Genomic DNA, 23,106 nt, shown 5'->3' on the forward strand with positions numbered 1-23,106 from the left:
TTCACCACTCCTCTCTAAATGAAGGCGTATTGCTAATGCGCAAAATATCGGCAATGATGCCGCTAGCTGTAACATCAGCTCCAGCTCCCGGACCTTTTACCACAATAGGACTTTGCTGGTAGTGCTGCGTCTTGAAAGCCACAATATTATCACTGCCGTCCAGTCCGTAAAACGGATGATCAACATCAATTTTTTCGAGCTTCACAGTTGCATTTCCATCTTCATAGCGAGCAATGTAGCAGAGCTTTTTATTATTAGCCTCTGCATCCTTATAGAGTTCCGTAAATTCATCGTCATGCTCTTTCAGAATTGCAAAAAATTCCTCCACAGAATCGACTTCACGTGCTTCTTCAGGAACAAGATTTTGAATATCGATGTTATCAAATTCAAGCTTAAGTCCTGCCTCACGGGTTAAAATAAGCAGTTTTCGTCCCACATCATGTCCATTAAGATCCTCGCGCGGATCAGGTTCAGTAAATCCCTTTTCGCGTGCCGTACGTACTACTTCGCTGAAGGATGAGCTTCCATCAAAGGTATTAAAGATATAGCTGAGCGTGCCCGAAAGCACTCCCTCGATTCGCATCACCTCATCACCGGTAAGTACCTGTTCTTTAAGAGTTGCCACTACCGGCAAACCCGCACCCACATTCGTTTCGTAGAGATAGGCTACGTTATTCTGGAATGCCAACCGCTGCAATTCTTCGTACTTGGCAAGTGAACTGGAATTAGCTTTTTTATTCGCTGTCACAATCGAAATATTCGACCCCAATACCTCTCCATAAACCTGCGAAACTTCATCGCTGGCCGTACAATCGATGAAAATACTGTTCGACAGATTCAATCCTGCCATCTGATCAATAAAATTACTGATATTTGCGTCGTCACCTTTGGAAAGCATCCGATCTTTCCAGTTATCAAGAGCGATACCATTTTCATCAATCAAAAACTTTTTACTATTGGAGATCCCTGCCAGCTTTAGTTCAAGATGGTAATCGTCAAGCAGCTTTTTGGCCTGCTTCTGGATAAGCTCCAGCAACTTTCCACCAATTAATCCCACCCCCACTAAAAACAAATTTACCGTCTTCAGATTTGCCAGGAAAAAGGCATCATGCAGCGTATTTAGCGTTTTTGTTTCGTTCTTGCGATCTACTACAATGGATATATTACGCTCGGAAGATCCCTGGGCAATTGCTATTACATTAATTCCGTTCACTCCCAATGCTTGAAAAACACGTCCCGATATGCCCGGTTTTTGGCGCATATTATCACTGACCACCGCCACAATCGATAGATCATCCTCGACCTGAATTTCATCAATATTATTATCCTGTAACTCGTAGCTAAATTCTGCTTCAATCGCTTTACGAGCTGCTTCTGCCTGTCCTGGCAAAACCGCCACACTGATGGTATGCTCCGATGATGCCTGGGTGATCATGATGATATTCACTCCTGCATCAGCCAATGCACCAAACAGGCGCGAAGAAATACCCGTTACGCCAATCATCCCGCTTCCGCGGACGGTGAGCAGCGTAATGTTATCGATAGATGAAATTCCTTTGATCACCGATTCCCCGGGTACCGACTGATCGCTGATTCGCGTTCCATCGACATCAGGTTTAAAGGTATTTTTTATCAGGATAGGGATGTTCGCTTTCATCGCCGGCTGCAATGTAGGCGGATAAACAACTTCAGCCCCAAAATAGGAAAGCTCCATCGCCTCTTCATACGACAGTTCCGGAATCACAAAATAACGCTTCACCTTACGCGGATCGGCAGTCATCATCCCTTCGATGTCTGTCCATAACTCAATCGCATCAGCCCCGAGTGCCGCACTAATCAGTGATGCAGTATAATCAGAACCACCACGTCCCAGCGTAGTAGATTCCCCAGATTCAGTTGAAGCCACAAAACCGGTAATCACTTGGATGCTGTCGGGATCGGCTTGCTCAAAATAAGAACAGATATTTTCAGCAGTTTCATCAAACAGCACCCGCGCCGAACCAAAATCTCGGTTGGTCTTAATAAGCTGACGTGCATCAACATAATCTGCCGAGATGCCAGTATCATTCAAGAACTCACTGATAATAAAGGCCGAAAAGCGTTCCCCGAATCCCATTACAAAATCGCGTGTCCGGTCGGTAAGCTCACGGGTCAGAGATACCCCGTGCAGCACATCATCAAGCTCGTTGAACATCATTTTAAATTGAGCCAGCGTTTGACTCTGTTTCTGGATGCTCACCAATTTTTTGATGACTGTATTATGACGCTGCTCCAGCTCTGTAAGAATTTCCCGATAGGTTTCATTCCCTTCAGAAGCATGGGTAATCGCTTCTTCAAGCGAATCCGTTACACCTTTGAATGCAGAAACCACCACGGCGATCTGATGATCTCTCCTTTTCTTTATAATAATGTCAGTAACTTGCCGGATGGCATCGATGGAGCCTACCGAGGATCCACCGAATTTTAAAACGCGCATAAATATAAATATGTGATTATAATAATTGAGAACTGCTTATCAATTTCATAGTTACCGCAGTGCATCTTCAAGTTCAAGCGAAGCATCACTATCGGCATCTCGATATTTCACGATCAGCGGACAAGCGACATTAAGTCCCTGCTCTTTGGCCCAGTCACCGCTCATGGGACGCGTGCCCGGAACAACAACGGCTCGCTCAGGAATATCTGCTCCCTTGCCAAGTACTTCCTCATTGACGCAGTCATAAACAGGAATCGATTTTGAAAGGGTGACGCCGGGAGCAATTACAGCTCCTTTTTTAACAAGTATTCCCTCTACGATAACCGATCCCGCGCCTATAAAACAGTCATCTTCAATAACTACTGGCGACAATCCAACCGGTTCAAGCACGCCGCCTAACTGCACTCCTGCCGACAAATGAACATTTTTTCCAACCTGAGCACAAGACCCAACCAGGGCATGACTGTCAATCATCGATCCTTCATCCACATAACCACCAACATTAACATAAGCAGGAGGCATAATAATAACATTCTCCGCGACATAGGCTCCGCGACGAACGGATGATCCGCCCGGTACCAAACGCACATTTTCATCAGCTGAAAATCTGCGGGGCGGCAAGTTGTGCTTATCCACAAAACCATCATAAATACCCGAGTACTCGGTATTTTCTCCGGCCGAGAAAGAAGCCAAGATCGCTTCTTTGACTTCCCGGTTTGCTTCCCATCCATCACCTTTTGGTTCGGCCGCACGTTCTTCCCCGGTTTCCAATTTATCTAAAATTTCTTCGTAGTTATTAGTGCTCATTTGTTAATAAATTCTTTTAAAATTATTTAAGTTTCCGACACTTCAGAAGTGTCGGAAACTTCATTTTAGCTATTCTCTTTATACCAGCGTTGGATCATATTATCAGCATTTTTGAGGATGCTGATATCCTCAACATCTTCTTCTGTTAGCGGTGGATGCAACGTAGAATTTTCTATCCATCCCTTATCGTGCAACAACACTTTTGCCGGAACAGGGTTGGGTCCACTAAACATAGCATCTGTACACTCTTGCCACAGAGGCAACAGTTCCGGACCACGACCCTCCAAACACCAATCCACATATTGATGCGTCGCTTTGGGCCAAACGTTCGAAGCCACCGAAACCAATCCATCACAGCCCGCCATCGCAAAAAATGGAAGTAATCCGTCATCACCGCTGTAAAAGGTAATATCCTTGGCCGTCTTGCGGTAATTCTGAAAATCTTCAATACTCCCGCTTGCTTCTTTAACCGCAATAAAGTTGGGATGATCAGCCAGCTCTTTTAATACCAATGGACTCATTTTACTGCCTGTACGCGACGGTACATTATATAGCATGCATTCCTTGTCGGCTGCATCTAACAGCGATTTAAACCACTGCACCTGTCCTTTTGGGCCGGGCTTGGCATAGAGCGGGGTTACCAACAGAAATGAATCCACATCAAACTGATGGCAATACTCGATCCATTCAATCTGGTTGCGGAGATTAAATCCGCCCACTCCTACCATAATTGGAATATCTACATTGAGGCTTGCAGCTGTTTTAACCACCTGCTTTTTATCTTCAAGAGGCAGTGCCAGCCCTTCGCCCGTACTGCCCAAGACAAGCACGCCGTTGCCAGCTTCATTCTGCTTGTGGATTAGCGAAGCCAAATCATCGAGATGAATATTCCCATTCTCTTTCATGGGGGTTACCAAAGCTGTATAGAGTGGTGTATCTGTTATACTCATAATTATTGCTGCATTACGTTATCAAAGATAGTTGAAAGATCGTGAAAACCCGGACTCACATCACCGTTAACAAGTTGTTCCGCTGCCCAAATAGCTCCTTGAGCAAATATTTTGCGATCGTGCGCCTGGTGTTTCAGATGAATTGATTCTGTATCTGTTTTCACTTCAAGCTGATGAATTCCTTTTATATCACCTTTGCGCTCTGAGGTAATTTTCGCTTCTTTTCCCAGCCATTCCTCCCACGAAATAGCAGTCCCGCTGGGGGCATCCTGTTTATGCTTGTGATGGATCTCATGAATGTAAAACTGCGGATCATCCAATACTGAAGAACTCTGGCCAATGATATCCAAGCATCGGCGCACAATATTCATTCCCAAACTAAAATTCGAGGCCTGTAGCCATTTGAGATTTTTCTCTTTTAGTTGATGGTCCAAGTCGACCGGCCAATCATAACCGGTTGTTCCCCATGCGGCTGGAATTCCTGAATCCATAAGCGGATCTATCAGCTCATCTGCAGCTGCCCCCGGCACGAACAAAATAGCGGCATCAGCCTCCTTAAGCTTTTCAACCGTTGGTTTATTTGTGGAATCGAATGGACCTACAATTTGATCCTTTTTTAATATCTCAACGACTTTGCCACCGGTTTTTCCTGTGCCTACAACAGCAATTTTCATACTCTTTTTCTTTTAACATTAAACGCTGAATGAGTGATAAGTATAACCTTTTCAGTGTCTATTTTCATCCATTTGCGCAATTACCCAAATATAATGTAGATTCAGGCTTAACAATTCAAAAACCACCAAATATGTATACCTTATTTGCAGCGCCCGTTTTTACCAATGACGCAGTCGTATTAGGACTCTTATTACTAATTCTGGCATTCATATTTGTCACCTCGAGCAGCGACAATCCCAAATGGCAAAAATTCTATACCTTCGTGCCCTCGCTGCTTCTTTGCTATTTTATTCCATCTATTTTTAACTCCCTCGGTTTAATATCGGGGGAAGAATCCAATCTCTATTTTGTAGCCTCCCGATACCTGCTTCCCGCCAGTCTGGTGCTCCTTACCCTCAGTATCGACTTTAAAGGAATTATTAGGTTGGGTCCCAAAGCTATCATCATGTTCTTAGCAGGAACTGTTGGTATTATGATTGGGGGTCCGCTGGCGCTCATCACAGTAAGCTATTTTGCGCCTGAAATGACCGCAGGGGCAGGTCCCGAAGCCTTATGGCGTGGACTTTCAACCGTGGCCGGGAGCTGGATTGGCGGCGGGGCAAACCAGACAGCTATGTTCGAAGTGTTCGATCCCAGCGCCGACCTGTTTTCTGCCATGGTTACGGTAGATATTATTGTTGCAAATATCTGGCTGGCTTTTCTGCTATACGGTGCAGGCATTTCTGAAAAAATTGACGCATGGTTCAAAGCGGATGCTTCACCCATTACGGAACTCAGAAAAAAGATCGAAGACTATCGCGCCAATGTAGCTAAAATTCCTACCCTCGCTGATATTACAACAATTGTTGCTGTTGGCTTTGTAATAACAGCTATTGGTCATCTTGGGGCCGATGGCATTGCCCCCTGGATTGGTGAAAACTTTCCCCAGCTCAGCAACTTAAGCCTGGACTCTGAATTTTTCTGGATCATTGTTATTGCCACTACCGGTGGTTTAGCTCTTTCATTTACTCGAGCTCGTAAACTCGAGGGAGCAGGTGCTTCCAAAATTGGAAGTTTGTTCCTGTATATCCTGGTAGCTACTATTGGGATGAAAATGAACGTGATGGCTATTTTTGAAAGTCCCGGTTTCTTCCTCATCGGACTGCTCTGGATTATCATTCATGTCATTATTTTGTTTATAGTAGCCAAGATTATTAATGCCCCATTCTTCTTTATCGCCGTAGGTAGTCAGGCCAATGTAGGAGGTGCTGCTTCAGCGCCCATTGTAGCCTCAGCCTTCCACCCGGCCCTTGCCCCTGTTGGGGTGCTCTTGGCCGTCTTGGGATACGCTGTTGGAACATACGCAGCCTATATCTGTGCTATCATGATGCAATTTGTGAGCTGACAAAAGGCAGACGGCAAAAGGCAAACGTAATTTCTTTTCACGTTTGTCATTTGCCGTTTCACTTCTCACTTTTGCCCAAATTATTTACTGATTAAAAGCGGGAATTTTTCTATTTTGCAGGTTATTTCACAATAGCTTTTTTAACACTTCTACATGCGCATTCTCAAATTTATCGGCGTTTTTCTGGGAACACTCCTTGCCGTATTTTTTATCGTTTTTGGATTCAACCTGGATGCCCTTAAAACTCTATATAATAACAGCGGCGACCTCCAAGAGGGACAGGAATGGGTTTCAAAGGCTACTTCGCTCAAAGGGCTTACCCAATATATCGGATCCAATCCACAGCATACGACTATTGTCTCTCGTTCTGTAGCTAATCCAGATACGACCATTGCCTACGGTGCAGATAAGCCACGCACGATGGGGACGCTCTCAAACTTCTTTCTGATTACCACTTATGCCCGACTGGTAGAAAATGAAATCGATCCAGATGAATTGATTTCACTTGACAAAACAGACCGTTTTCTACTCCCTTATATTGATGAGTCCCACCACGATGATGCCAAAAGTGCTCTCCAAAATAGAGATGTTATTACTGACGATGGCAAAGTCCCGCTAAACGAACTTTTGCAAATCGCTATCATTTATAACGACTTGGCAATATCAGATTTTCTGTATTATAAATTTGGTCAGAAAGCAATTGAATGAAACATTCGATCTGCTTGAACTTGAATCCACTGATCTACCCCTTCCCTTTTCAGGATTGTATATCACTCTCCATCCCGGCTTAACTGATAATAAATTTAATGCTCACTTTGAGAAACTATCAGCTTTATCCGAGGACGAATTCCGGGCAAACGTTTCAAAAAATGCCGAACGTTTTAGGACGGATGATACATTCCATGATCGGGTTACGAAACTCTTTGAAGAAGAACAAGGTCTGGGTATCGGCTTTAAAGAACGGAGAAATATTCTGAGCCTATTTCCAAAATCAACGGGACAAGAATTAGCAGAGCTCATGATTCGCCTTGAGCAGAATGAGCTTATTTCTGCCTCTGTTTCGAAAAAAGTAAAGGGAATCATGGATTGGCCCTATCAAGAGCAGGGATTAAACAATGATTTCAAATACTACGGTGCCCTTTATGACAACAGGCTTGGCCTGCTTAATGGTATCGACTACGGCGCCTCTGTTTATTCCGAGGAACCGTTCGGACAAGCAGTATTTTTTGACTCCCTGCAAGTTGCTTTTTGGTTTCACATGAGCAGCAACCTAATGCATCAGGATTACCAACAACGTATGATGTGGGACCCTGCATTGCGTCAAGCTACGCTTCAGGAAATCAGCAAATAGTCTTACATTTCCAGTAGTCAATATTAAAATAATTGAGTAACCACTATGGCAACATCAGACAAAGTTAACGAAACGGTTCGCGGCGGTATCACTTTGGGTACGGTCCTAGCGGTAACCATCTCATGGTCGGTAAATAAATCAATTTTATGGGCTATTGTTCACGGTCTTTTTAGCTGGTTTTATGTGATTTACTACGCATTAGTCTATTAAACGTTTTGCACTTTTTACACCATGAATAAATACAAATACCTATACCTTTTTTGGCTCTTACCCGCCGCTTTTCTATTTCTAACCCTACATCAGGGATTGGTTTACTATGGAGTTACCGATACCTATGAAAATGGAAACAGCTATACTGCTGAAGTTGTGGAATTCGAACTCAAACAAATTGCCGCTCAAACAAATGGTTATATCATTTTGCGATTTACGACTGGCGACAACCAAGAAATTCAGCGAAAACTTTCGCTACCGGTCGAGATGGCAGGGGACTTGCAAGATATCCGCGTAGTTCCGATTCGCTACCAACCCGGTGCCATGCAGGAAATTGTGATGATGCCCACTTATGAAACGCATAAAAATCTTATCTGGACAAATGCTCTTATGGCGGGCGTTGCTTTGTTAATGACTTTCTTTATTGGACTTGCAGCTCATCGTTTTGCTAACAAAAAGATGAATGAACCTGAAGAAGAATTCGTCATCGAACGAGTAGATTAATTTGTTATGACTCTATCAGATTCTACGAAAGGCACTCTTTATCTCATCCCCAACACCTTGGGCAAAACGCCCGAAAACAATACCATCCCCGATTATGTGCTGAATGTTATTCGGAAGATGCAAGTGCTTATTGTAGAAAATGTACAAACGGCGGCACGCTACCTTCAGTGGGTTGGAGATACTGTTCCCGAGTATGAAATTGAGTTTCTGTTACTTAATAAAAAGACACCCATCCACGAAATTGCTTCGTTTCTGGATCCTTTAAAAAAAGGAAAAGATGCGGGATTACTTTCTGAGGCCGGATGTCCTGCTGTGGCAGATCCCGGATCGGAACTCATAAAAATGGCTCATGACCAGCAGATTAAGGTACAACCGTTGGTAGGTCCCTCTTCCATTTTACTGGCACTGATGGGATCAGGCTTTAATGGACAACAATTCACCTTTCACGGTTATCTTCCAATTGACAAAAATAAACGTCAGGCGGCCATTCAACAGTTAGAGAAGCAATCGAAATCGTCGGGTGGTACGCAAATTTTTATGGAAGCACCACATCGAAATGATGAGGTCATTAAAGATGTCATCCGGTTTTGTGAACCGACTACTCGGTTTTGTACGGCCACCAATTTGACGCTGCCTGATGAACAAATTGTCTCCCAAAAAATAACGGAGTGGCGACAAAACTCCATCGATTCCATACACAAAGAACCAACGATATTTCTCCTGTATGCCTCGTAGTTCTTAAATAAAAAAAAGCCTGCTCTATCACAGAACAGGCTTAAAGAATAAATACGAATTAAGGTATTACGCTCCCGCTTTTTCCAACATATTAACAATGCCTTCATAGTCATGAGAGCTGGCCTGATCTTTAGCTGTCCAACCGCGATCATCCATTACACTAACATCACTATGATGTTGTATTAACAGTTGTACGATTGCATCAAAGCCGTTACTGGATGCCCAGTACAATGCACTCGTTCCCCGGTTATCACGGTTATTCACTTCTGCACCATGATCAAGCAGATATTGAACAACATCCAAATGGCCGTGCTTGGCCGCTTTCATCAATGCTGTCCGGTCATGCTCATCACTGGTATTTACATCAGCACCATTCTCTATATGCTTTTTAACGTTCTCTATATCTCCATTTTCTGCTGCTTCAAGAAAGGTGTTTTCTTCCATATTTAAACCTCCTTATTTAGGATTAAAGGTGGGTCTCTAAAGCCATTGTAAATGTTTGGAAGACCATAGTCAACCCTTTAAGAAAATGTTTTTCAAAAAGAAAAAGAGGATACATTTCTGCATCCCCTTTAGACCTTTATAATTAATTAAAAGCTTACTTCAATCCGAGTACATCCACGCCTTGATTGAAGGTTACATCGACCGGGATTGACTGCTCGGATAATCGATCCAAAGACCGCTGCAGCTGTTCTCCGACAGTGCCATACTCTTCTACAAATGCTGCCACGCCTTCATAATCACCATCGCCCTGAAGGGTCAGGATCTTATTGGAAAGGGAATCAGTTGCTTCGGCCATTTTATCAAAGTTTACGCGATAGGTCTCGGCCTCTTCATCATAACTGAAAGCGCCTTTCTCCTTAAAGTAATTGAACCGAATAAGATTGGCCTTCCCATGCGCACTGGATGATCCAAATCGGATAGACCGAAAAATGCTGGCCATAAAGGTTACATAATTATTTTCAATCGTTCCCTCTTCGACCATGCCATCCTCGCGCAGCTCAGAAACCATATACAGTCCCAACACATCGGCCTTGCCTTCCTCCAGTGCCGATGCATGTTCTTTGAGCGCCTCGCGAACTGTTCCTTTACCATTAATTGTATTTTTGATCCCAAGACCGTGAGCCACTTCGTGGAACATTGTGTTGCCAAAGAACGCATCAAAAGTCAAGTATTGACGCTGGTCTTCAGCAATAAGAACCTCAGAGATGGGCTCCAAAATTTTATCATATTTGGCCCGCATGGCATTTTTTAATTGCAGACGACGGGTTCCCTTCTCCAGCTGGACTTCTTCATCGTTCGGCAAATTTATTGCTATAGTTTTTGACCCGGCATTGGCATCCCCGGCGTAATAAACAGCATCATAGGCATTGAGGTCAGAATCGCGTCCGGGTGTTTCCTGCTTGTATTCCTCAGCAACGGGCAGCCCTTCCTGAAGTTCGGGCAGAACTTCGGCATATTTCGACAGACGGTTACTCCATTCCTTGTCTTTAATCAGCACGAAGGTTTCGTGAGCTGCTTTGTAGCCAAACAGCTGATCCTCATAGGTTTCGATGGGACCTATTACCACTTCAATGGTATTATCTTTCATATCCAGCCATGCCATATCGCTCTCCTGGTATTCATCTGTGAGAAGCGCTTCTGCACGGAGATTCAGATACTTCTTCAGTCCCTCATCCTCTGCTAGCTCAGCTGCTTCCTTCAATTTATTAGCAGCTTGTTGATGCTGCTCGGCAAAAGCCTCGTGATAAGGAATGGTTGTCAACCCACCATTTTTTGTACGGCGTACCAGCGTATAAAGATCATCTTTGGCTTCAGAATCCCAGTTCTCGAATTCCTCTTTGGTCATATCCGGTGGATAAAAATTGGCACCTTCCGGTTTTGGTCCCACATCATCAATAAAAGGTTCATTGCCATTCAGTCGATCCCACGGACCGTAATTTATACGGGCAAACTCTTGTTCTTTCTCAGAAGTATTGTTTAAAAGAGTTTCCTTGTTGCCATAGGCTTCCTCCCAGAATACCTCGTCCATCGCCTTCCCGGCGTCAATAAGCAACTTTATAATTTCCTTCTGATTATCGCTGAGGGACGAAACATCCGCCTTTAACGTGAATTCGGTATATTGGTTCAACCGATCATCAATCGACATTTCGCTATCACTTTCCATACCCTGACAACCTGCCAAGAAAACGGCAATTGCCAGTATTACTAACGCTTTAGGTAAGGTAAATTTCATATTAATCAATATTTTAGGTTACAGATTTAGGACTAATCAATATACTTCTGTTTGGGAAGCATATCGCGTTCTTTTAGTTCACTTAGAATCAATTCTGTCATATCACTTTTAAAAGGAAATTCGTACCTGATATCGAGAACGTAAGCTTTTACCCGAAGTTTGAGGACAAAATTTTCTTCATGCACTTCATTCAATGCAATTATTGCAACAGGCTTTTGTAAATATACATAACGCGATGAAACCGCGGCGCGATAGGCAATTCGTTTAACTGTATCGACATCCACATTCATCGGCAAAAATATTTCTGCCACTACCTGGCAATCCAAGGCACTGGAATTCGAATTTGATACCGCCGTGTTCATCAATTCACTGTTGGGAATCGTCACTACAGAATCATCGGGAGTAACGATTCGGCTAGACCGCAATCCAATCGAAAGCACTTCACCGTAATGCTCTGCCACCTGAATTTTGTCTCCCACCTGGAATGGCCGATCCATAATAATAATAAACCCGCCAAAAATATTTTTTAGTATGTCTTGCGCAGCAAATCCCACAGCTATACCCACCGATGCCAATACCGTAATAATAGTACTCAAGGGCGGATTGATAATACCCGCGATAATGATATATATCGCAAATATCCAAATCACCAATCGTACAACCGGCACCATGCGTTTGATCCCAAGTCGATAACTGGTAAACTGCTCTGACAGGTTTTCTAACACTACCACCACAAACCGATTTAGGAAATAGGTGATAATTAAAGCAATAATAATAGCCAGTATTACACCTACAGAAATAAGATTTTCAATCTCCGAGAGAGCTTCTCCGGTTTCTTGGCCCACCTGATCCAAATTAGAGCTCGTATCGGCTCGGGTGGTATCAAGATTAACGGTATCTTTCTGTGTTGTATCAATCTGTACGGGGCCAACTATCACCGTAGTATCGGCCTGTTGTGCTACGGTATCTTGATCTTGCATGACAGATAGACCAACATCATAAAATCCCAAAAAGATGATGGTCGTAAGAAGTATAATCTTGCTAAATCTATACATGCTGTAATTACCCCAAATGAATTATATTTCGTTCTTTAAGCACCCGAACAACCTGTCGGAACATTAAATGGTTAATGGTGTACGACTCATTTTTTTCAATCAACATTCCGCGCGACCGCAACCGATTCAGCAGCAGCCTGCTTTCTTCCAGCGTTATATTCATTACCATCGCCAATTCTTCATCCAATAATGTATCGTGTAGCACAAAAGCAGCCAGCGCAAATAGTACCTGAGGGTTTAGATCCTTAATCATCTCTATAGAAGTTATCTCAAGTGACTGTATATGAAAATACGTCTCATCAAAATCCCGGATGGATCGAATCCAAAATATCATCGCAATAGAGGAATTTCCTTCGGCCAGCGTTGTAAGCTTCTCGAAATATTCTTCCTTCAGGTGTTCCTGAGCCTCCTCTTCCTGATCTTTTAGCTTTCGATACGTACGAGATTGTTGTATTTGATCATCCGGCTCAAAATAAAGGGAATATCCACTGGCCTGATGCCTGCTTAAAATAAGACGTTTAATCTGCTCGGCATTTAGCGAATCGCTTTTACTAATATGAGAAAAGTATTCGCTGATCTGTAATACCTTATCCAAGAACAACCAGGCGTAACGAGAGCAGCTGACCATCCAAAAAATATTATTGCGCGTCTCTGAAATAAGATATGATAACTTCTCAATAGCCTTAAAGCCGTTAATATTACGGACAAAACAATTTTGGATTGACTCCAGGATAACTACTCGGCGTTGGTTAGACTCCTTTATAGCTGTAATCAACCCCTCGATAGTCTTCGTAGATTCAACCTCTAATATTGTTGCTATTTTATTTACAAGTTGTTCTTCTTCCCAAATAGTTTTTGTAAACTCTACGGTTTCAACTTGCACGCCTTCGAGCTCTGATTCAGCTACTAAATTGAGAAATGATGATTTTCCACTGCCCTTTTCCCCAACCACTGCAAAATTAGTGGGAAACTGATTCTGCCACTGCTCATACGCTCTTTTAAAAGTTATGGTCGATTCCTGTGGAGGCTCAAAAAATCTTTTATCAGCAAGCGAATTAAAGTCGAACAAGCGCCGGTAGATATAGGGCAACGTGTTCATTTTCTGATCCGTCTCTGAAAGATAGGTCGCAATATCTGCCCGTTTCGACTCCTGAATCTTTTGCTCCTTAAATCCCAGAAACGCTTTGAGGTCGACACCGATTGTTTTTGCTTTTTTCCAAACAAATCGGCTCCACAACATCAGCCGATCCTCAACTCTTGCCCACCGTGAGTCTAAAACTGTCTGCCAATCCTTTGTTTTCTCTTTCATCCTATATTTGGCATTCAGCATCTGGAGCTGTTTCGAATCCCCCTCGTGCAACAGGGCCAACAAAGAGGAAAAGAATTCTTCACTTCCTTCATCAATAACATCATCGATCTGTTGCCATTTTTCCTGCACCCGGTCATTTAGCTCCTGAACCTTTGCCAAAATGCGCTGTAGCGCTTCCCCCGCCACTTTCGTGGGATCTTCATTCTCAACTACATCTTCATTCGGAGCTTCCTGTGCCGAATCAAAATTGACTGATATTATATTTTTGAGCTCAACAATTTCTTCCAGATTTTGAGATAGAAACTCCTCGTACTGCTGGTTGGCTGGCTGCAATGGTTTCATGAATAACTCTCTAAGAGTCCGAATAACCAATTGACGCCACTCCACTTCCTCCTGATTTACCGACGGCGGATTTTTATCGAGCTCGGCATCGAAAATAAGTTGTGCTTCTTGTGGAGACTGTCCCACCTTTAAGAGTAAATCCTCAAATAAATGCTCCGTTTTATCTGCTAAAATTCGTTTATCCAACAGTTTCTTAATAGGCTCAATCAATCGCTCATCCACAAAAGTGATAAGCTTTTTATGTAACTTCTCCAGCTCATCCAGCGAAGCTCCCTGACCAACTTTTTTAATAGCCTCCTCAAGATTTGCTGAAAATTCCCGGAGTGGATCTTTTAGCGATTCTCGGAATATATCCTCAAACGCTTTTTTAAAATTTGAAATCTGCTCTCCAATTTCGGAACGTAACTTCAAAAACTGGAAAACATCCATGGTTCGCTCAAAAAAGAGCTGTTGTACAAGCTGCCATTGCTCTTCTTGGGTCCGAAACCGGTTGCTTATTTTTTCTTTCTTTGTCTGCAGTCGTTCTTCATCAAAAAATCCCCTATTCCATTCAAGGGTGCCCACTTTTTCGATGTCCCTAACTATTTGAGACTGCTTATTACTAAGTGCTTGCTCAACCTGATTCAATAGATCAGTCTTTCTCTCCTCCAGCCTGGCTTTTTGGTCTGATACAAAAGCAGCTAAATCTAATTTTTTCTGCTCTTCTGTTTCTTTAACCAGTAGCTCCTCAATATCCTTAATCAGATCCAATTGTACGCGCTGAAGAATATGTCCCCATTCCAAAACCGACTCATCATCTAACAAATGATAACACACTGCCTTCTCTAAAGGGATTTTTTGCTCCCAGTGGGGATACGCTTTTTTGTTACCTCCAAAAATGCTCTTTAGGGATTGAGTAGCTCCATATCCAAACTTAGTAATACCGCGGACAATACTTTTTCCTCGTTTGCCGAGTGCTACCCAAACAGCATCTTCTTGCGTTACTGCAAACCGTGCTTCATTTTGTTTCCATGTAATATCAGCCGGAAACTTCTTACTGATCTTATCAACAGTTGGTAAATATATGTCTAAAATACTCTCACTGTCTTTACCGGATAGGATATCCTCAATATTTTTTAATATCCCCGGAAATCCTTGTTTTAACATATCATCTGCGGCATACTTCCGTTCAATAGCCGAAAAATACCTCAAAAGCTGCTCAAAACTATTGAAACGTGCCTTAATATGCTGGACAAGATGGGCCTGCAGATTCTCTTCAATTTCCTCCTGTAGCTTATCCCTAAATTCTTGACGATCCAATAGAAATACCTTCGTTAATTTAATTTTCCGTAATTTGACTAAAATATGAGGAAATACAAATTATTACTCACCGTTACTTATTGCGAATCATGGCAATAATCGCTTTTTCTTCTTGAGCAAATATTAGTTAATTTCGATCAAAATATTCTTCAGCATTACAATGAAATGTAAGGTGATCGATCCCATTTTAAAATATTTGAACTCCCATTCAAAATGCGGACACTTTTGGTCACTATTGGCAATCTGTCTCTTTTTAAGTTTTGGATTATCCCAGCCTCTGCAGGCGCAGGATAATTCGCTGCAAATGGTTTCTACTGCCGAGCGCAGCGACGGCAAAGGACAAGTTATTCGATTTCATCTAAAACAGCCTGTAGATTCTTTTCAAGTTTATCAGCCCGATGTGGACCTGATACAGATGACCCTATATCAGGATAATATCGATACCACTGATATCGAGCTGCCAAATATCTCTTCCGCTTTTGATGAAATCAGTTTTTACGACATTCCGGACGGCATTGGCATTGACATCTACATTACTGAAGGTAAATTCTACGATGGGAAGGCATATCACGACGGTAACAGTGATGACCTATTGCTGGGACTTACGGAAGTAGATAAAACTGAGTTGGAGTATCTTACCAAAGATACGGAACCGATTATCTGGTCAAGTTTTACAATTACCGAAAAAGACTTACTGGAAGGGAATGGCAACTATGAGAGTACCGACTATAATGAAACGAGAAATAAAATGAAGTTCGATGTAGTCGTCATCGATCCCGGCCATGGCGGTCATGATCCGGGTTCCATCGGTCACAGGAATGTCAAAGAGAAACATATTGTACTCGACATTGCTAAAAAAGTAGGGGGCTACATCAACGAGTATATGCCCAATGTTAAAGTTGTCTATACTCGTGAAACCGATAAATTTATCGAGCTTGAAGAACGCGGTAGTATCGCAAATGAAGCTGAGGGCGACCTGTTTATATCGATACACTGTAATTCCCATTCTTCCCGCCAACCATATGGAACCGAATTGTTTTTTCTAGGACTGGAACGCAGTGAATCTGCCTTGGAAGTAATGAAACGTGAAAACAAGGTTGTGCGACCAAATAATGATACTGAACAACGTGAGTTAAGCCAGGAAGAATTATTAGTCTACGAATTGGCAAATAGCAGTTATATCGCCGCCAGTGAACAAATTGCAGGCATGATGGAATATCAGTTTGACGAACGAGCCCAGCGTCACTCACGGGGGGTAAAGCAGGGACGTTTTGTGGTGCTGTATCATGCTTCTATGCCTGCTGTACTCGTTGAAACTGGTTTTATCAGCAACCCCAGCGAGGCGCGTTATTTAACTTCCGAACGCGGACAGGCTTATATTGCCTCCGCTATTTTCAGGGCTATCAGAAATTACAAGGAAGGAAATAGTAATCCATAATTTCAAAATCATTTTATATTGGACCCTCTGATAATTGGCGTTGCAGGTGGCAGCGGATCCGGAAAAACTACTGTTGTACAGCATATTATCAATGCTATTGGTGAAGAAGATATTCTTCTGATTCAGCACGATTCCTATTACCGAGATCTTAAACACTTATCATTTGAAGAACGTACGCAGCAAAATTTTGATCACCCTTCTTCGCTCGAAACCGAATTAATGATTCGTCACTTAGAAGCCCTAAAGGAAGGTTATCAAGTTGAAATCCCTATTTATGATTTCACCAAACATATCCGCAAGGAAGAAACACGACTAGCTGAGCCCAAAGAGGTGATTTTGGTTGACGGTATTCTCGTCTTCACCGAAAAGGAATTACGTGACCTCATGAACATCAAGCTCTATGTTGACACTGACGATGATATCCGGCTGCTTCGACGTATTCAGCGTGACATTGTAGAACGCGATCGGGAGCTTGAACATGTACTAACGCAGTACCAAAAATATGTTCGCCCCATGCATCTCGAATTCGTAGAGCCCACAAAACGTTATGCCGATATCATCATTCCTCACGGCGGCGAAAATAAAGTCGCACTCGATATGGTAAATGCTCTTATCCAAGATCGGCTTACTAATTCTGAAGTAACGGAGGAAGAAAACGAATCAGTTGCCGAATAGTTTTGTTATAAAGGATCAACAGCAAAATTTGTCAAGAATATTAATCGTATATTATTATGGATATTAATAATAAAATAGCCATTGTTACCGGAGCCAGCAGTGGAATTGGAGTCGATTTTTCTCAGGCTCTCATAGATAAAGGAGCTACCGTTTTCGGCTTGGCTCGTAGCACTGATAAACTTAAAAAAGTACAGCAGGAGCTCAGCCAACAGTTTAAACCTGTCACCATGGATATCACCGACCATGACGCCATAGAGAAATGGATCGATGAGACTTTTTCGGCGGATCATCAACCCGATATCCTTATTAACAATGCCGGCTTGGGCCGTTTTGCGGATGTTGATAAGCTTCCATTGGAAGACTGGGAAGCTATGGTACAGACAAACTTATCCGGAACATTCTACATGACGCGTCAGATTGTTCCAATGATGAAAGCAAAGAAATCGGTCTGTCATATCATCAATATAGCCTCTATTGCCGGCAAAATTGGGAATCCTAAAATGACCGGTTATAATGCCTCAAAATTTGGGGTTCGGGGATTCAGCGAAGCTCTCTTTAAGGAAGTTCGGTACGACGGCATTAAAGTTACCTGCTTTTATCCGGGATCTATTGCCACCAGCTTTTTTGGTGATAAAGATATGGATACCCACGATAACATGATGCAACCCGAAGAAGTGGCTCAGGTGCTAATAAATGTTCTCGAAACGCCCGACAACTTCCTGATTAACGATATCACTATGCGACCGTTAAATCCCAAAGCACCCGAAGATCAATAGATGAAGAGGTTCCCTACTCTTATTTTTCTGCTGCTGTTTTCAGTATTGAGCTGTTCAAATGATTCTTCCAAACCCGATCAGCTCATAGCAGAAGAAAAATATATCGACTTGATGGTGGAGCTACAGCTTGTACGATCTTATGGAGAAATCAATTCGCTGGATAGCCTTACGGTCGATTCACTAACCGATGAAGTTTTTCAAAAGTACAAAACAACTGATTCGGTGTTTGTTCGGAGCCATAACTACTACCAACAGTTTCCAAAAAAACAACAAATGCGCATCGAAAAAGCAATTGAACGCTTGAAAATGGATCAGGTGTCAGATACTACCAAACAAGACACTACAGCCAACTGATCTACGAATCTTTCCATGCGTATTTATCGCCTTTGGTAATCAGCATCTGCTCTCGGAGTAGATAACTCAGCAATCGTTTTGTTCGAGCTTTATTCCAGCCAACCTTATTTGCAATCTCGGCAAATGACCTCGGACCTTCTTTGAGCACATTTTTTATCTGATGTATCTCTTCATTTTTAATTGGAATTGTAGCTTCATTGGTATCCAAACAGTTGTCACAGTGTCCACAAGGCTCTAAATTTTCTTCACCAAAATAATGACGAATATAAACTTCCCGGCAGTTCTCTGTTGAAATATAACCTTTCATGTATTCCAACTTTTGCAATAAGTTGTTACGATGATTTTCCAGTTTTTCTGTGCTCAATGAAAGATTGGAATGTCGTTCCTCGATCAACCTAATCAGCGGCAGCTCCCCAATGGATTCATACTTTAGCATATGATCCCGATCCTGTAAAACCTGCAATCCCTTTTTTACGGAATTTGCCGAAACCCCCAGCTTTCTCTGTATATAATCAAATTCCAGATACTTCATTTTTCCAAATGCTTCCCCTCCAAATTGACGGAAAAGCACATCCAGAAATTCCGCTTTCTGCTGATTTTCCAAGGCATTAATCTGATCATGCACATAATCCTGACTTACAATAAAATGTATCCCAACCTGTGGGGTGATGTGTTCTATAAGTTCAATAACTCCCAGCTGGCTGAGGACGTCCAGAGCAGTTCGCACTTTTCGCCGTGATAATCCGGAACGTTTTTCGAGGGCCTGTATCGAAACTTCTTCTCGCTCCTCCATCTCAGAACCCACTGCCAGATTCAACTCGTCACAAAGCACATCATACACTTTTTGCAGCTCCTCTTTACCGGGATAGGAATCCTTAATACGCTTCTCTGCAATAATAGCATCGGCCTCCTTAAATAATAATATGGGAAAACTTTCTTCTCCATCGCGACCTGCTCTGCCCGCTTCCTGATAATAGGACTCCAACGAATAAGGCATCTCATAATGGATAACATAACGGCAGTCACTTTTGTCAATTCCCATCCCAAAAGCATTTGTTGCTACCACCAGTGGCGTTGAACCATCAATCCACTCCTGCTGTATTTGTTGTCGGTCAGCCGAATCAATTCCAGCATGATAAGCCCTTGTTTTTATCCCCATCTTCTTTTCAATCTTTTGGGATAATTCTTCACAATTTCGACGGGTACCTCCGTAGATGAGTCCGGATCCTTTCGGAGCTGCCTGTTGAACAGCTTTTAAAAGCTTATTGTCTTTTTTCTGTGTTTCAACAACCCACCATTTAAGATTGGGACGATCAAAACCCTTGGAAACGATAACCGGATCTTCCAGTTCCAAACTTTTTTGGATATCATCTCGTACTTCCGGCGTTGCTGTGGCCGTCAGGGCTATCCAGGTTACCTCGTCAGCAATATCTTCCAAGGCTGGACGAATTTCCCGGTAACTCGGGCCTAAAATCGTGTCCCCATTCCGAGATACAATGTGCCTCATCAATTGCAATAAGATCGATATCCAACTTGGGCATTTCGGCTTCCCAAAGGGTAGTCTTAAGTCGTTCGGGAGAACAATAAAGCAGATCATACATCCCGTTTCGGGCATTGGCAAAACGCTGCTCAATCTCCCAGGATGAAATAGTACTGTTCACAAATGTAGCCGAAATCCCCCGATCGTTAAGCTGTTCAACCTGATCTTGCATCAGGGCCACCAACGGTGAAATCACAATAGTCACTCCATCCAAAACGGTTGCCGGCACTTGGTAGCAAACCGACTTTCCGCCCCCCGTCGGAAACAGCACCATCGTATTTCTTCCCTCCAATACCGATTGAATCACCTTATCCTGCCCGAGACGAAAGGATGGAAATCCCCAATATTTTTGAAGAGATTCCTGCGCTTTTTTAAAGAGGTTCTCACCCATAAATTATTTAGTCAAAAAATTGATATCTATTTATAGTCGCACACAATAGAACAAGACTACCGAATAATAGTAATTTTTTTAGCCAGAATTTATTGGTGAAAAATGTATCTATAAGTAGCCAGATACATCATTGTGATTTCTTCGTTATGTATTGTGATGTATTCACTTAGAAAAATTATTAAACCAGCGATGAACAATTGTAAAATGCAGAAATAGCAGGGAGAAAAAATTCCATTTGTCTTTTTCTCTGAAACCCATAAGTTAGTCAGCAATGAAATCAAACGGAACACATATCACATTTTTCAGCGACAGTACTACTGTTGCACGCCCATCTATGTTCCGGATTTCTGTACGGCCGCGGCCCCTTCGGGCTCAACAATAACCTTCCTTCGGAGGATACATGATTTTTGTGCCACTCCGTATGACCCTCACCTTTTTCAACTGATACTTTCACTCCAGCGGATAACTTTATCGCTGAATTTCTATTAATCATTGCCGTACGATGAACATCAAACTTTCTGTAGCCGATAAGAAGCATTTTTCTTATGCCGAGGAAATTTGCAACCTGATGGAAAAAGCCGCCAAAAAGCGCGGTACAGACGCTGAAATCATGCTTGAGCATCAGTGAATTTATGCTTCAACATATCAAAATAAATAAAGAAGCTATTGAAGATGAGCGCTATAAATACATTTACAGTGTAGAAGAGGTGAACCAAAAAGTGCTCGAAGTCATACCCTTTCGCGAGGCTTATCAGCAAATTGGGAAAGCCATCAAAAAAGGAAACTTTCATCCTGATCGTACTATCAACCATACACACGAAGGCAGTATTGGCAATCTTTGTAATGATGAAATAAGAAAAAGATTTACTAACGTATTTAACAAATCAAAATCTAAAGAGAACTCATTATGAAAACAGAAGTAACTATATTAGGAGGCGGAAATTTAGGTAGTGCGCTCGCTAACGGACTTGCTCATACCGAAGAGTACAGTACAACCGTTACGCGCCGTAACATCGACCTAATTAAACATCTGGAAGAAAAAGGGATCACCGTAACATCAGACAATAAAAGCGCTGTTGAAAAATCCAAATTGCTTATTTTAGCTGTTCAACCCACCCAGATTGAGGCGTTGATCGATGAAATAAAACCGGTACTTGATCCGGATAAGCATATCCTCATATCCGCGATTACCGGACTTACGGATGAAGAAATTACCGAACTCACCGGACCCGGCTTCCAGATTATCCGCGTGATGCCCAATACAGCAGCATCCATTAACCAATCGATGACTTGTATCGAAAAAACACCTCACGAAGAAGCTGAGCAAGAAACGATCAAGCTGTTTAACACCTTGGGTAAGACGCTACTCATCGAAACCGAATTGATGGAAGCATCAACGGTACTCGGAGCTTGCGGCATTGCCTTTTTTCTGCGCTATATTCGTGCAGCTTCGCAAGGTGGAATCGAGGTCGGTTTCCACGCGCAGGATGCACAGCTTATTGCCGCCCAAACAGCGCTTGGGGCCTCAGCTCTGCTTCTAAAATCGAATGGGCATCCCGAAGCAGAAATTGATAAGGTTACGACCCCCAAAGGATGCACAATAGCAGGACTCAATGAGATGGAACACAACGGACTTAGCTCTGCACTCATCAAAGGGATAAAAACGTCATATGATATGATCGAAAAAATTCGGTGAACATTATTCATTCTCAAAAAAAGCCCGATCAATTAAATGATCGGGCTAAAAAATTATTGAGATGTAATCAGGCGCAAAATTATGCTTCCGTACCAGAAAGCGTTGCTTTCACATAATTACGTCGCATTTCGGCAATAGCTGAAATGGAAATTCCTTTCGGACATACAGCTTCACATTCGGCATAATTTGAGCAATCGCCGAAACCTTCTTCATCCATCTGTTCAACCATGGCCACCGTCCGTTTTTTGCGCTCGGGTTCCCCTTGTGGTAATCGATTCAAGTGTGCAAGTTTAGCTCCTGTAAACAGCGAAGCTGAAGAATTCGGACAGGCTGCCACACAAGCCCCGCACCCAATACAAGTAGCATAATCAAACGCTGTATCGGCAACGGTTTTATCGATGGGAATAGAATTAGCGTCAGGTGCTGATCCTGTTTTGACCGAAACATAGCCTCCCGCCTCAATAATACGATCAAAAGCAGTACGGTCTACAACCAAATCTTTGATAACAGGAAATGCCTTGGCACGAAACGGCTCAATGACAATAGTATCACCATCACTAAAATTACGCATGTGCAGCTGACAGGTACAGGTCATGTCTTTAGGCCCATGGGCTCGGCCGTTAATCACCAGGTTACAAGAGCCGCAAATTCCCTCGCGGCAATCGTAATCAAATTCGATGGGTTCTTCTTTACCTTCTGCAACAATTTCCTCGTTAAGTACGTCGAGCATCTCTAAAAAGGACATATGCTCGTTCACTTTATCGAGGGTATAGTCAACCAGCTTTCCCGGTTGATCAGGCCCATCTTGTCGCCAAATCTTTAGATATACGGTAAATGTATCAGCCATAATTCTATTCTATAATCAAAATAAGATGTTAATTGTCATACCAAGGAGATCCTTCG

24 protein-coding genes are annotated in these 23,106 nt (G+C 42.7%); 13 read left to right on the forward strand and 11 right to left on the reverse strand.

Annotation, left to right across the window (positions count from 1 at the left end; all coding sequences use genetic code 11):
- Position 1: 1 nt before the first annotated feature.
- From thrA to U5J89_RS01040, 4 genes are all read right to left on the reverse strand, one after another.
- On the reverse strand, positions 2-2,476 hold the full coding sequence (gene thrA / locus U5J89_RS01025; RefSeq protein ID WP_322573745.1) for a bifunctional aspartate kinase/homoserine dehydrogenase I: 2,475 nt from the start codon (positions 2,474-2,476) through the stop codon (positions 2-4).
- Positions 2,477-2,527: 51 nt separating this feature from the next.
- Positions 2,528-3,283 (reverse strand): 2,3,4,5-tetrahydropyridine-2,6-dicarboxylate N-succinyltransferase, encoded by a 756-nt coding sequence (locus tag U5J89_RS01030; RefSeq protein ID WP_322573746.1) that lies wholly within the window; start codon positions 3,281-3,283, stop codon positions 2,528-2,530.
- Positions 3,284-3,348: 65 nt separating this feature from the next.
- A complete protein-coding gene (dapA, locus tag U5J89_RS01035; RefSeq protein WP_322573747.1) occupies positions 3,349-4,233 on the reverse strand; it encodes a 4-hydroxy-tetrahydrodipicolinate synthase in 885 nt (294 codons plus the stop codon).
- 2 nt (positions 4,234-4,235) lie between these two features.
- Positions 4,236-4,907: a dihydrodipicolinate reductase C-terminal domain-containing protein gene (locus U5J89_RS01040; protein WP_322573748.1), complete on the reverse strand. Its 672-nt coding sequence runs from the start codon at positions 4,905-4,907 to the stop codon at positions 4,236-4,238.
- A 131-nt stretch (positions 4,908-5,038) separates the two neighbouring features.
- Between U5J89_RS01040 and U5J89_RS01045 the strand changes: the two genes are divergently transcribed.
- The 6 genes from U5J89_RS01045 (at position 5,039) to U5J89_RS01070 (ending at position 9,092) form a co-directional block, all read left to right on the forward strand.
- On the forward strand, positions 5,039-6,292 hold the full coding sequence (locus U5J89_RS01045; RefSeq protein WP_322573749.1) for a DUF819 domain-containing protein: 1,254 nt from the start codon (positions 5,039-5,041) through the stop codon (positions 6,290-6,292).
- Between the two features lie 153 nt (positions 6,293-6,445).
- Complete coding sequence (locus U5J89_RS01050) at positions 6,446-7,000, forward strand: hypothetical protein (protein ID WP_322573750.1); 555 nt, start codon at positions 6,446-6,448, stop codon at positions 6,998-7,000.
- Complete coding sequence (locus U5J89_RS01055; protein ID WP_322573751.1) at positions 6,993-7,643, forward strand: hypothetical protein; 651 nt, start codon at positions 6,993-6,995, stop codon at positions 7,641-7,643. Before U5J89_RS01050 ends, U5J89_RS01055 begins: the two co-directional genes overlap by 8 nt.
- A 45-nt stretch (positions 7,644-7,688) precedes the next feature.
- Positions 7,689-7,853 carry a hypothetical protein gene (locus U5J89_RS01060; protein WP_322573752.1) on the forward strand — a complete coding sequence of 55 codons (165 nt, stop codon included), beginning with the start codon at positions 7,689-7,691 and terminating at the stop codon, positions 7,851-7,853.
- A gap of 21 nt (positions 7,854-7,874) precedes the next feature.
- Positions 7,875-8,357 (forward strand): hypothetical protein, encoded by a 483-nt coding sequence (locus U5J89_RS01065; protein ID WP_322573753.1) that lies wholly within the window; start codon positions 7,875-7,877, stop codon positions 8,355-8,357.
- A gap of 6 nt (positions 8,358-8,363) precedes the next feature.
- Positions 8,364-9,092: an SAM-dependent methyltransferase gene (locus U5J89_RS01070; RefSeq protein ID WP_322573754.1), complete on the forward strand. Its 729-nt coding sequence runs from the start codon at positions 8,364-8,366 to the stop codon at positions 9,090-9,092.
- 66 nt (positions 9,093-9,158) lie between these two features.
- On the opposite strand, the gene U5J89_RS01075 is transcribed toward U5J89_RS01070, so the two are convergent.
- The 4 genes from U5J89_RS01075 to U5J89_RS01090 all read right to left on the reverse strand — a co-directional run bounded on the left by U5J89_RS01075 (position 9,159) and on the right by U5J89_RS01090 (position 15,333).
- Complete coding sequence (locus tag U5J89_RS01075) at positions 9,159-9,536, reverse strand: ankyrin repeat domain-containing protein (protein WP_322573755.1); 378 nt, start codon at positions 9,534-9,536, stop codon at positions 9,159-9,161.
- A 154-nt stretch (positions 9,537-9,690) separates the two neighbouring features.
- A complete protein-coding gene (locus U5J89_RS01080; RefSeq protein ID WP_322573756.1) occupies positions 9,691-11,328 on the reverse strand; it encodes a dipeptidyl-peptidase 3 family protein in 1,638 nt (545 codons plus the stop codon).
- Positions 11,329-11,360: 32 nt separating this feature from the next.
- A complete protein-coding gene (locus tag U5J89_RS01085) occupies positions 11,361-12,383 on the reverse strand; it encodes a mechanosensitive ion channel family protein (protein WP_322573757.1) in 1,023 nt (340 codons plus the stop codon).
- A 7-nt stretch (positions 12,384-12,390) separates the two neighbouring features.
- Positions 12,391-15,333 carry a hypothetical protein gene (locus U5J89_RS01090; protein ID WP_322573758.1) on the reverse strand — a complete coding sequence of 981 codons (2,943 nt, stop codon included), beginning with the start codon at positions 15,331-15,333 and terminating at the stop codon, positions 12,391-12,393.
- A gap of 160 nt (positions 15,334-15,493) precedes the next feature.
- Between U5J89_RS01090 and U5J89_RS01095 the strand changes: the two genes are divergently transcribed.
- Genes U5J89_RS01095 through U5J89_RS01110 form a run of 4 tightly spaced genes read left to right on the forward strand, consistent with a single transcriptional unit; the run spans position 15,494 to position 18,576 of the window.
- The gene (locus U5J89_RS01095) at positions 15,494-16,771 is read left to right on the forward strand and encodes an N-acetylmuramoyl-L-alanine amidase (protein ID WP_322573759.1); all 1,278 of its coding nucleotides are present in this window, start codon (positions 15,494-15,496) and stop codon (positions 16,769-16,771) included.
- Between the two features lie 18 nt (positions 16,772-16,789).
- Entirely contained in the window at positions 16,790-17,446 is a 657-nt protein-coding gene (gene udk / locus U5J89_RS01100; protein WP_322573760.1) for a uridine kinase, read from the forward strand.
- A gap of 56 nt (positions 17,447-17,502) precedes the next feature.
- Positions 17,503-18,222 carry an SDR family oxidoreductase gene (locus tag U5J89_RS01105; protein WP_322573761.1) on the forward strand — a complete coding sequence of 240 codons (720 nt, stop codon included), beginning with the start codon at positions 17,503-17,505 and terminating at the stop codon, positions 18,220-18,222.
- A complete protein-coding gene (locus tag U5J89_RS01110) occupies positions 18,223-18,576 on the forward strand; it encodes a DUF4296 domain-containing protein (protein WP_322573762.1) in 354 nt (117 codons plus the stop codon). It begins immediately after the preceding gene.
- Position 18,577: 1 nt separating this feature from the next.
- Here U5J89_RS01110 and U5J89_RS01115 read toward each other — a convergent pair whose 3' ends face one another.
- Together U5J89_RS01115 and U5J89_RS01120 are read right to left on the reverse strand one after the other, a co-directional pair.
- On the reverse strand, positions 18,578-20,014 hold the full coding sequence (locus tag U5J89_RS01115) for a helicase-related protein (protein ID WP_322573763.1): 1,437 nt from the start codon (positions 20,012-20,014) through the stop codon (positions 18,578-18,580).
- On the reverse strand, positions 19,998-20,507 hold the full coding sequence (locus U5J89_RS01120) for a DEAD/DEAH box helicase (protein ID WP_322573764.1): 510 nt from the start codon (positions 20,505-20,507) through the stop codon (positions 19,998-20,000). The genes U5J89_RS01115 and U5J89_RS01120 overlap by 17 nt, the downstream gene beginning before the upstream one ends.
- A gap of 502 nt (positions 20,508-21,009) precedes the next feature.
- On the opposite strand from U5J89_RS01120, the gene U5J89_RS01125 reads away from it, so the two are divergent.
- The 3 genes from U5J89_RS01125 to proC are packed head-to-tail and all read left to right on the forward strand — an operon-like array spanning position 21,010 to position 22,203.
- On the forward strand, positions 21,010-21,135 hold the full coding sequence (locus U5J89_RS01125; protein ID WP_322573765.1) for a hypothetical protein: 126 nt from the start codon (positions 21,010-21,012) through the stop codon (positions 21,133-21,135).
- Positions 21,136-21,139: 4 nt separating this feature from the next.
- Positions 21,140-21,418 (forward strand): hypothetical protein, encoded by a 279-nt coding sequence (locus tag U5J89_RS01130; RefSeq protein WP_322573766.1) that lies wholly within the window; start codon positions 21,140-21,142, stop codon positions 21,416-21,418.
- Positions 21,415-22,203: a pyrroline-5-carboxylate reductase gene (gene proC / locus U5J89_RS01135; RefSeq protein ID WP_322573767.1), complete on the forward strand. Its 789-nt coding sequence runs from the start codon at positions 21,415-21,417 to the stop codon at positions 22,201-22,203. The genes U5J89_RS01130 and proC overlap by 4 nt, the downstream gene beginning before the upstream one ends.
- Before the next feature lie 79 nt (positions 22,204-22,282).
- Here proC and U5J89_RS01140 read toward each other — a convergent pair whose 3' ends face one another.
- Positions 22,283-23,050, reverse strand: a complete 768-nt coding sequence (locus U5J89_RS01140) for a succinate dehydrogenase/fumarate reductase iron-sulfur subunit (protein WP_322573768.1) — start codon at positions 23,048-23,050, stop codon at positions 22,283-22,285.
- Positions 23,051-23,106: the final 56 nt, after the last annotated feature.

This window comes from Fodinibius sp. (assembly GCF_034521915.1).
Classification (GTDB): Bacteria; Bacteroidota; Rhodothermia; order Balneolales; family Balneolaceae; genus Fodinibius.